Here is an 11,070-nt window from a genome sequence, read left to right on the forward strand (position 1 = left end):
ATGGAATCACATATCAGAATATGGCATCAATGCTTAAAGATAATAGAGGATAATATTACAGAAAATACTTTCCATACATGGTTTTCACCTATAGTCCCATTAAAATACGAGGATAACAATTTTACGATTCAAACCCCGAACCAATTCTTTTATGAATATTTAGAAGAGAAATATGCTAAACTTATTCTTCAGTCTTTATTTCAAGTAACAGGCAAACAAATAATTCTAACCTATCAAATTATTATTAATAATGATTTCGATAGGAATAAGAAGAAATACACTACATCACAAAGAGATTGCTCTACATCTTTTAATGAAAGTCAGAAAACAACATTGATTAAAGATTGGAATTCCAATCTGAACAATCGTCAAACATTTCGCAATTTTTTTGAAAGTGATAATAACAAAGTAGCATATGTTATTGCACAAAAAGTCGCTCAAGAACCTGGAAAAGATTTCAATCCTTATTTCATTTATGGAGGACCAGGAGTAGGAAAAACACATTTGTGCCATGCTATCGGGAATAAAGTAACAGAATTCCACTTCCAAAAAAGAGTAATTTATATTCCTGCTCATTTATTTCAAATTCAATATACAGATTCTATACGCAAACATGAACCCAATGAGTTTATTCATTTCTACCAAGGAATAGATATTTTGATATTGGACGATATTCATGAGTTATCAGGCAAAGAGAAAACCTTACAAGCATATTTTCATATTTTTAACCATCTTCACCAATTAGGAAGACAAATTATTCTAACAGCAGATAAAATTCCTGCAGAAATAATAGGGTTAGAAGAGCGCCTTACTAGCCGACTCAAATGGGGATTAACCATAGAACTACAAAAGCCAGATTTAGAGTTAAGAAAAAAAATTCTCAATTACAGAATAAGACAAAGAAGATTGAGTGTTCCTGAAGAAGTTATTGATTATATCGCAGAAAATGTACCTGAGAATGCAAGAGATTTAGAAGGAATCGTTACTTCGCTTATTGCATATTCATTGGTTGATAATTGTGAGATAAATTTAGAATCAGCTCAAAAAATCGTGGGTAAAATTGTTCGAAAAAAAAAGAAACAAATTACATTAGAGAAAATTCAAAATATAGTAAGCTCTTACTTCAAAGTAAATATTGACCAAATTCATTCCAAATCTCGAAAGCGAGAAATTGTACAAGCACGCCAAATAGCGATGTTTTTATCAAAAAAACATACAGATCATTCTTATTCCCTTATTGGGGAACAGATAGGGAAACGTGATCGCACAACAGTATTACATGCATGTAAGTCTGTTCAAAATAATTTGGATCTCAGTAAAAGATTTCGTTCAACAATGAGAGATATTGAAGTCTTTTTATTGAATTAAAGGAATATCCTATTTGTATAATGTTAAGGGAAGTTGTTGAAAACTCAAATTTTGTTTCCATTTGTCGACAAATTGGTTGAATTACCAAGTAATTTACCATACCCTATATGGCCACTTATTCCCTCGTCTCTATTAACGAGTAGTAGTGTTTGCTTTTCTCAAAAAAAAAATGGAACACCTTATCCTAATTGTAAAACTAAAATTACTCTCTAACTCACCAGAATAGTTTTTATTTTATTTTCTTGATATAAAGAAAATCCCACTCAACAAAAATAATTATATTGCCATAACAAAAGAGTAATTTTCTCTTTTCTCTCAATAAAGATTTTTTAAAATAATTATATGAATATTCAAGAGTTAATTCAAAAAGATTTAAAACGTTTATATGCTAGAGAAATTCCTGAATCTTCTATACAATTACAAAAGACAAAAAAGGAATTCGAAGGAAATTTGACATTGATTATTTTTCCTCTATTGAAGATATCAAAAAAGGATATAGAACAAACAGCAATGGAAATTGGAGAATACTTGCTCAAAAATCAATCTATTATTATTGGATACAATGCAATCAAAGGATTTCTAAATCTTACGCTTTCATCAACATATTGGATTAATTCTTTAAATACTATACATAGAACGAAAAATTATGGTATGAAAAAAATCACAAACAACTCTCCATTAATAATGATAGAATATTCATCTCCTAATACCAATAAACCACTCCATTTAGGCCATATCCGTAATATCTTATTAGGATATAGTATTTCCGAAATATTGAAAGCAACCGGGAATCAAATAGTCAAAACAAATATTGTAAATGATCGAGGAATTCATATTTGCAAATCTATGTTAGCATGGAAAAAATGGGGAAATGGAGAAACTCCAAATTCTTCTGGGAAAAAAGGGGACCATTTAATTGGAGAATATTACGTCAAATTTAACCAAGAGTATAAAAAGGAAATATTAACAATGGAAGCTTCCGGATTAACTCCAAAAGAAGCAGAAGAAAAATCATTACTAATGTTTGAAGCTCGTGAAATGCTCCGAAAATGGGAAACTGGGGATCCAGAAACTATACATCTATGGAAAATAACAAACAACTGGGTGCATATCGGTTTCAAAGAAACATACAAAACTTTAGGTGTCGATTTCGATAAAATTTATTATGAATCACAAACCTATTTAGAAGGGAAAAAGAAAATATTAGAAGGATTTGAAAAAGGGATTTTTTACAAAAAAGAAGACGGCTCAATTTGGGCAAATCTAGCCTCTAATGGATTAGGCGAAAAATTGTTACTTCGTTCTGATGGTACTTCTGTCTATATAACTCAAGACATTGGAACAGCAAAATTAAGATTTGATGATTATTCTATTAACAAAATGATTTACATAGCAGGTAATGAGCAAAATTATCACTTTCAAGCACTTTCTCTATTACTAGATAAATTAGGATTTGAATTTAGTAAAAACTTAATACACTTTTCTTATGGAATGGTTGAACTTCCGGAAGGGAAAATGAAATCTCGAGAAGGTACAGTTGTAGATGCAGATGACCTAATTGAAGAAATGATACAAACAGCAAAAGAAATTTCTAATAAACTGGGAAAATTAGGCAAATGTACTGATAAAGAAACAAACGAAGTATATAAAATCATAAGTATGGGAGCTTTAAAATATTTCATACTAAAAGTAGATCCACGTAAAAATATGACTTTTAACCCAAAGGAATCCATAGACTTTAATGGTAATACAGGACCATTCATCCAATACACCTATGCACGTATTAAGTCTATTTTAAAAAAATCAAATATTAAAATACAGTGTATTAAATCTATATCGACAAATATTTTTCTCAATGAAAAAGAAAAAAATATTATTCAATTACTATCAGATTTTCCAACCATTGTTCAAGAAGCAGCTGATAACTTCGATCCTTCCATAATCGCCAACTATACCTTTTGCATAGCAAAAGAATACAATCAATTTTATCACAACTATTCAATATTAAAAGAAGAAAATGAAGACATACAAAAATTCCGTTTGATACTGTCTTATAATACAAGCAAAATCATTAAGATGAGCTTCAAGCTATTAGGAATCAATGTCCCTGAAAGAATGTAGTGCAAAATCAAAAAAAGATAATTTCAAATTATTCATTCATAGAAAGTAGAAATTCTTCATTATTTAATGTATTTTCCATCTTTCCTTTCACAAATTCTATGGCTTCCATGCTATTCATATCTGACAGATATTTACGTAAAATCCACATACGATTGATAGTATCATTATCTTGCAATAAATCATCACGGCGAGTACTGGAAGCTAAAATATCTACAGCCGGGTAAATACGCTTGTTAGATAATTTACGATCCAATTGTAATTCCATATTACCTGTCCCTTTAAATTCTTCAAAAATTACATCATCCATTTTAGAGCCTGTTTCCGTTAGAGCAGTGGCAATAATTGTCAATGAACCACCATTTTCAATCTTGCGAGCAGCTCCAAAAAATCGTTTGGGTCTTTGTAAAGCATTGGCATCTACCCCACCCGATAATACTCTCCCAGAAGCTGGTTGTATTGTATTATATGCTCGTGCCAGGCGTGTAATAGAATCTAACAAAATAACCACATCATGTCTACACTCCACCATTCTTTTGGCTTTATTTAAAACAATTTCAGCAATTTTTACATGACGTTCTGCTGGTTCATCAAATGTAGAAGCAATAACTTCAGCATCCACACTTCGCTGCATATCAGTTACTTCCTCGGGACGTTCGTCAATCAACAACACAATCATATAAACTTCAGGATGGTTCCACGCAATAGAATTAGCAATATTTTTCAAAAGAATAGTCTTACCTGTTTTAGGTTGTGCCACTATAAGACCTCGTTGTCCTTTACCTATCGGAGTAAACAAATCCACTACACGAGATGAAAGCTTATCCGTAACTTTAGGACTTATACTACGAACTAAATTAAATTTTTCTTCGGGAAATAAAGGAACAAGATGATCAAATGGCAAACGATCTCGCACTTTTTCTGGACACAACCCATTGATTAATTCTATCTTAATCAATGCAAAAAACTTTTCTCCTTCCCGAGGTGGTCGAACAGATCCAGCTACTACATCTCCTGTTTTTAACCCAAATAATCGAATCTGCCCTGACGAAAGATATATATCATCTGGTGATGAAAAATAATTATAATCTGCCGAACGTAGAAATCCATAACCCTCCTGACCAACTTCTAATACGCCCGAACCTTGTAACATATTTTCCAAATCAGAATTTACATTGTTACTCTGACTAACAATATTGCTATTTTGTAACTGATCCTGATTTAGATTATTTTTTGAATATAAAACTGGTTGCTGATTTTGTTCAGAGAGAGACAAAACTTGTTCCGTTTTATTTTCTACCTTATATTTAGCTACGTTTGAAACATTTTGCTCTTGTTTTTTACCAAATTGTTCTTTTTTTATTCGTTTTGATCCAACATTTGTCTCTCTATTGAGAGATGTAATAATCGGTATATTTTTATCTATTCCCCTCAATTTAGAATTAGACTGACTTACCTTATCAAACCTCTTTTGCTTATTGTTTTTCTCCGTCAATCCTGAATTGTCCATTGTCGTATTATTCTCTCCAGATTTCACTTCAATATTTTCAACTGTTTTCTCCATTTGAAATTTTCGTGGACGCCCCCGCTTTCTTCTTTCATCGGACGCCGTTATTGAAACAGTTTGTGTAGCTGCATTAATAAGAGCTTGTTGATCTAAAATCTGATAAATAAGTTCAATATCCTCTAATTTATCAATACCTTTTAATCCAAGTTCTTTTGCTACAAGAATTAAATCGTCCCGATTCATTTTTTGCAAAAAAAGAATATTATAATGTTGCATATAAAAATAATTATGAAATGAAATAAAATAATACAAACAAAAGTTTTTCTTAAAAAAATATCAATTATATATAAACATATATAACCTAATATTAGACCATAAATTTTCCCTTTACTCTCTTTAATAATTATTGTTCCAAAGACTCAAAAATAATCACCCTTCTTGTTGTTGAACTTACCCGATAACGATTATCTATTCGTTTTCCAACAATCCAAACTATATCATCTCTTGAACAAAGCAACCATGTATTTTTTTTTTCCAGCTTGCTAAATTTGTGGTTATTAAAATAATCGCTTAATTTTTGAAAGTTTCGCATTCCAAAAGGAACAAACCTATCTCCTCTTTCCCATTTTCGCAATTGTAATGGAAATTGCAATTTTTTTACGTCCAAAAAAGCAATATTGGGATTGCATTTTATTTGAAAATTATCTCCTCCTATGTCCTTATAACGCATTCTTATTGGTAACGGAACTATCATTTCTCGATCATCTTTATCTATTTCATAAATTTTATTTTTACTGCTTTCCTCACGAGGAATAAGTAAAAACCGCTCTCTATCTTTTATCAAGATATACTGCAATGAGTAAAATTCTTTACTTGACAAACTTTTCATTGCACGGGTTATATTGTATATAACATCCCGACCGAAGCCATAAGTTTTTAAAATTTCAAATAATATCGATTCAGGAGAGGGAAATTTCTGCAATTCAATAATATTTATCATCCCTATATCCGGATTAAATACTTTATTTCTTGCTTCTTCAATGTGAGAATCATAAATCTTTATAACTTCTGCCAAATTTTCTATCGTATGAAGTAACACCTGTTCAACAGACGGATTCAATGTTTTTAATAAAGGAAGCAATTTAAAACGGATTTTATTTCGTATATGCTTTTCCTCAAAATTACTTGAATCGTCTACATAGACTATCCGGTTATCTTTAGCAAATTGCACTATTTCTTGTCTTGTAATGTCTAATAGTGGACGAATTATCTTTCCATGCTTTGGTCTGATCCCCTTCAGACCTCTAATACCAGTCCCACGCACTAAATTTAAAAGTAAAGTTTCTATATTATCTCCTTTATGATGAGCTACAGCAATTACCTCCGCATTTTGTTCTTGACGTAAATATTCGAACCATTTATAACGTAGGACACGAGCTGCCATTTCTATGGATATCTTGTTTCGTTGAGCAAGATATTGAGTATTAAAGTCTTTTTTAAAAAAAACCAGATTCATAGAAGAAGCTAATAAAGCAGCATGCTTTTCATCTCTACATGATTCATCTCCTCTTAAATGAAAATTACAATGAGCCGCTTGACATTTATAGCCTAGATGATGCAAAATATAAAGTAAAACAGACGAGTCGACGCCTCCACTCACCCCAACAACAATCTTCGCCTGACATTGCGGCAACAAACCATTTTTATGGATATATTGTGCAACTTTCTTTATTAATACATCATTCAAACTAAAACAGGAGATTGTATTTTTTTAAACTATTCCATAGTAGTCTCTACCATGATTTTATCATATTCCTTTAACCCAGTACCTGCAGGAATCAAACGACCACAAATTACATTCTCTTTCATACCTACCAATTTATCTACTTTCCCCTTAATGGCAGCTTCATTCAATACTTTAGCTGTTTCTTGGAAAGAGGCAGCTGAAATAAAACTAGATGTTTGTAAGGAAGCTCGTGTAATTCCTTGTAAAATCTGCATTACCGTGGCTGGGATAGAATCACGTACCTCTATCAATCTTAGATCTCGTCTTTTTAAAATAGAATTTTCTTCACGTAGTTTACGCATTGTTATTATTTGTCCTTGCTTTACATTGGAAGAATCACCAACATTAACAACGACTTTTTTATCCCAAATATGATCATTTTCTTCACTTACTTCGTCTCTATCCACTAATTGTCTTGCTACAAATTTCGTATCGCCAGCTTCTATAATTTCAACTTTACGCATCATCTGACGAACAATTACTTCAAAATGTTTATCATTGATTTTCACGCCTTGTAAACGATACACATCTTGAATTTCATTCACAATATACTCCTGCACAGCTGTCGGTCCATTAACTGCCAAAATATCCGACGGAGCGATAATTCCATCAGACAAAGGCATTCCGGCACGAATGTAATCATTCTCTTGAACAAGAATCTGCTTAGACAACGAAACAAGATAAGTCCTATAATCCCCATTCTTAGAAGTTACTATTACTTCACGACTTCCCCGTTTAACTTTACCAAAAGAAATTTCTCCATCAATTTCAGATACAACTGCCGGATTAGAAGGATTACGAGCTTCAAACAATTCAGTCACACGAGGAAGCCCACCCGTAATATCACCTGTTTTCCCAACAGTACGAGGAATTTTAACAAGTACTTCTCCTACTCGTATTACATCTTTTTCTTCTTTTGTAATATGAGCACCTAAAGGTAAATTATATATTCTCCTTATTTCACCATTTTCATCCAAAATATGAATAACAGGAATTTTTGTTTTATCACGCGATTCTATAATAACTTTTTCTTTTAAACCAGTCTGTTCATCATATTCATTCTTATACGTGATATTTTCAATCACATTTTCCAAATGAAATCTACCAGCTACCTCTGACACAATACTCGCATTGAAAGCATCCCATTCAAAAAGCAAATCCCCTTTTTTAATTTCATCTCTATCATTGAAAAATAGCTTGGAGGCATAAGGAATATTATATGTTGCCAAAACAATCTTTGTTCGAGTATCTATAATACGCATTTCAGCAAGACGACTAACAACTATTAAATGCCTATTGTTTATTTCATCAACCACTTCTACCGTACGAAGTTCATCAATCTCTAAGATACCATCATATTTAGAAACTACACTACTTTCAGTAGCAATATTAGACGCAATACCACCCACATGAAAAGTACGTAAAGTTAATTGTGTTCCGGGTTCTCCAATAGATTGAGCAGCAATAACTCCTACTGCTTCTCCAATTTGAACTATACTACCAGTTGCCAAATTACGTCCATAACATTTTACACAAACACCTTTTTTGGACTCGCAAGTTAATACAGAACGTATCTCAACACGTTCTATAGACGAATTTTGAATAGCCAACGCTTTGTCTTCTGAAATCTCCTCGCCTGCATAAACAATGATTTTTCTACTCTCTGGATGTTGAACATCACATACAGAAACACGTCCCAAGATACGTTCATAAAGAGAAACTACTACATCCTCATTTTTTCTCAATTCAGTTGCAATTAACCCACGCAATGTCCCACAATCTTCTTCATTAATAATTACATTATGAGATACATCTACCAAACGACGAGTTAAATATCCTGCATCCGCAGTTTTTAAAGCCGTATCTGCCAAACCTTTACGTGCACCATGAGTAGAAATAAAATATTCCAGTACGGATAATCCCTCTTTAAAATTAGAAAGAATCGGATTTTCAATAATCTGTCCTCCTCCCATTACACTTTTCTGTGGTTTTGCCATTAGACCACGCATACCAGACAATTGACGAATCTGTTCTTTACTCCCTCGTGCTCCCGATTCCAACATCATAAAAACAGGATTAAACCCTTGATCATCTTCTCTCAATTGTTTCATTAGAGCATCGGATAATCGAGAATTAACATGCGTCCATGTATCAATAATTTGATTATAACGTTCATTGTACGTGATTATCCCCATATTATAGTTAGCCAGGATTTCCTCTATTTCTTTATAGCCTTCTTGTACAAATGTTTCTTTTTCTTTTGGAACAATAACATTGTCCAAATTGAATGACAAACATCCTTTAAAAGCCATCATATAACCTAAATCCTTAATGTCATCAAGAAATTGAGCAGTACGTGACACCCCACAAGTTTTAATCACATCACTAATAACACTTCTCAAGGATTTTTTAGATAATTCTTCATTGACAAAACCTACAGCTTTCGGGACAAACCCATTAACTATCACACGACCTACAGAAGTCTCAATTATATGATTAATAGGGGTTCCATTCTCATCAATATCATCTACATAAACTTTAACAAATGCATGAATATCTACTTTTCCCTCATTATAAGCAATTATCGCCTCCTCTGTACCATAGAATTTTAAACCTTCTCCCTTAGCACCTCTACGCATCTTAGTAATATAAAATAATCCTAAAACCATATCTTGAGAAGGAATGGTAATAGGAGTACCATTAGCTGGATTCAATATATTATGAGAAGCTAGCATTAACATCTGTGCTTCTAAAATAGCCTCGTTTCCCAAAGGGAGATGGACAGCCATCTGATCGCCATCAAAATCAGCATTAAAAGCCGTACAAGAGAGTGGATGCAATTGAATAGCTTTACCCTCTATCAACTTAGGTTGAAATGCTTGAATGCTCAAACGATGTAGAGTTGGAGCGCGATTTAATAATACAGGATGACCCTTCATTACATACTCCAATATATCCCAAATAATTGGGTCCCTCCCATCTACAAGTTTTTTTGCTGATTTTACTGTTTTAACAACACCACGGTCCATCAATTTACGGATAATAAACGGTTTATAAAGTTCAGCAGCTATACCTTTGGGCAATCCACATTCATGCATTTTTAATTCAGGCCCAACAACAATTACTGAACGAGCAGAATAATCTACACGCTTACCCAATAGGTTCTGCCTGAAACGACCTTGCTTCCCTTTCAAACTATCAGATAATGATTTTAATGGACGATTAGCATCAGTCTTAACTGCACTTGATTTACGCGAATTATCGAATAACGAATCCACTGCTTCTTGCAACATACGTTTTTCATTTCGCAAAATTACATCAGGTGCATCTATATCAATTAACCGTTTCAAACGATTGTTACGAATAATTACTCTACGATATAAGTCATTCACATCAGAAGCAGCAAAACGTCCACCATCTAATGGAATCAAGGGGCGCAATTCAGGCGGAATAACTGGAATCACCCCAATAACCATCCATTCTGGCCGATTCTTATTTTTAGAAGAGCGAAAAGATTCAATTACTTGTAAACGTTTCAATGCATCAATTTTCCTTTGTTGCGAAGTATCATTATCAATCTTATGACGTAATTCGTAAGAAAGGGAATCTAATTCCAAACGAGACAAAAGATCATAAATTGCCTCTCCTCCCATTTTTGCAATGAATTTATCTGGATTAATATCATCCAATCGCTGATTCTCTACCGGAAGACCATCCAAAACTTCTAAATATTCTTCTTCCGAAAGCAAATCACAAACTTTCTTATCCGTAATCCCTGGTTGAATTACAACAAAACGTTCATAATAAATAATTGCATCCAATTTTTTCGACGACAACCCTAGCAAATAACCTATTTTATTTGGTAATGAACGAAAATACCAAATATGAACTACAGGAACAACTAATTGAATATGACCCATTCGTTCTCGACGTACTCTTTTTTCAGTCACTTCCACTCCACAACGGTCACATACAACACCTTTATAACGAATGCGTTTGTATTTACCACAATGACATTCGTAATCCTTTATTGGGCCAAAAATACGTTCGCAAAATAATCCATCACGTTCGGGCCTATAAGTGCGATAATTAATCGTTTCTGGCTTTAATACTTCACCACTAGATTGTGCCAATATATTGTCAGAAGAGGCCAAACTAATAAATATTCTAGTAAAGCTCTTCACCTTATTTTCTTTTCTGAAAGCCATATATATTTTTCAATAAAGAAATTAAAATAGACCAGTTAATTTTTTTTAGGGAAAACTCCGAAATTTATTGATTTTATTCTATT

5 protein-coding genes are annotated in these 11,070 nt (G+C 32.7%); 2 read left to right on the forward strand and 3 right to left on the reverse strand.

Annotated elements, in window-relative coordinates:
• Together dnaA and argS are read left to right on the forward strand one after the other, a co-directional pair.
• Positions 1–1,368, forward strand: coding sequence for a chromosomal replication initiator protein DnaA (gene dnaA / locus CFPG_RS00005; protein WP_012573025.1), 1,368 nt, complete (start codon positions 1–3; stop codon positions 1,366–1,368).
• A 342-nt stretch (positions 1,369–1,710) separates the two neighbouring features.
• Positions 1,711–3,489: an arginine--tRNA ligase gene (gene argS / locus CFPG_RS00010; protein ID WP_012573026.1), complete on the forward strand. Its 1,779-nt coding sequence runs from the start codon at positions 1,711–1,713 to the stop codon at positions 3,487–3,489.
• 28 nt (positions 3,490–3,517) lie between these two features.
• Here the strand turns inward: argS and rho are convergent, their stop codons facing one another.
• The 3 genes from rho to rpoC form a co-directional block, all read right to left on the reverse strand.
• Positions 3,518–5,269, reverse strand: a complete 1,752-nt coding sequence (gene rho / locus CFPG_RS00015; protein WP_012573027.1) for a transcription termination factor Rho — start codon at positions 5,267–5,269, stop codon at positions 3,518–3,520.
• Between the two features lie 127 nt (positions 5,270–5,396).
• Positions 5,397–6,740 (reverse strand): tRNA lysidine(34) synthetase TilS, encoded by a 1,344-nt coding sequence (gene tilS / locus CFPG_RS00020; protein WP_012573028.1) that lies wholly within the window; start codon positions 6,738–6,740, stop codon positions 5,397–5,399.
• A 29-nt stretch (positions 6,741–6,769) separates the two neighbouring features.
• Positions 6,770–10,987, reverse strand: coding sequence for a DNA-directed RNA polymerase subunit beta' (rpoC, locus tag CFPG_RS00025; protein WP_012573029.1), 4,218 nt, complete (start codon positions 10,985–10,987; stop codon positions 6,770–6,772).
• Positions 10,988–11,070: the final 83 nt, after the last annotated feature.

Origin of the sequence: Candidatus Azobacteroides pseudotrichonymphae genomovar. CFP2 (assembly GCF_000010645.1) — a bacterium.
Taxonomy (GTDB): Bacteria; Bacteroidota; Bacteroidia; order Bacteroidales; family Azobacteroidaceae; genus Azobacteroides; species Azobacteroides pseudotrichonymphae.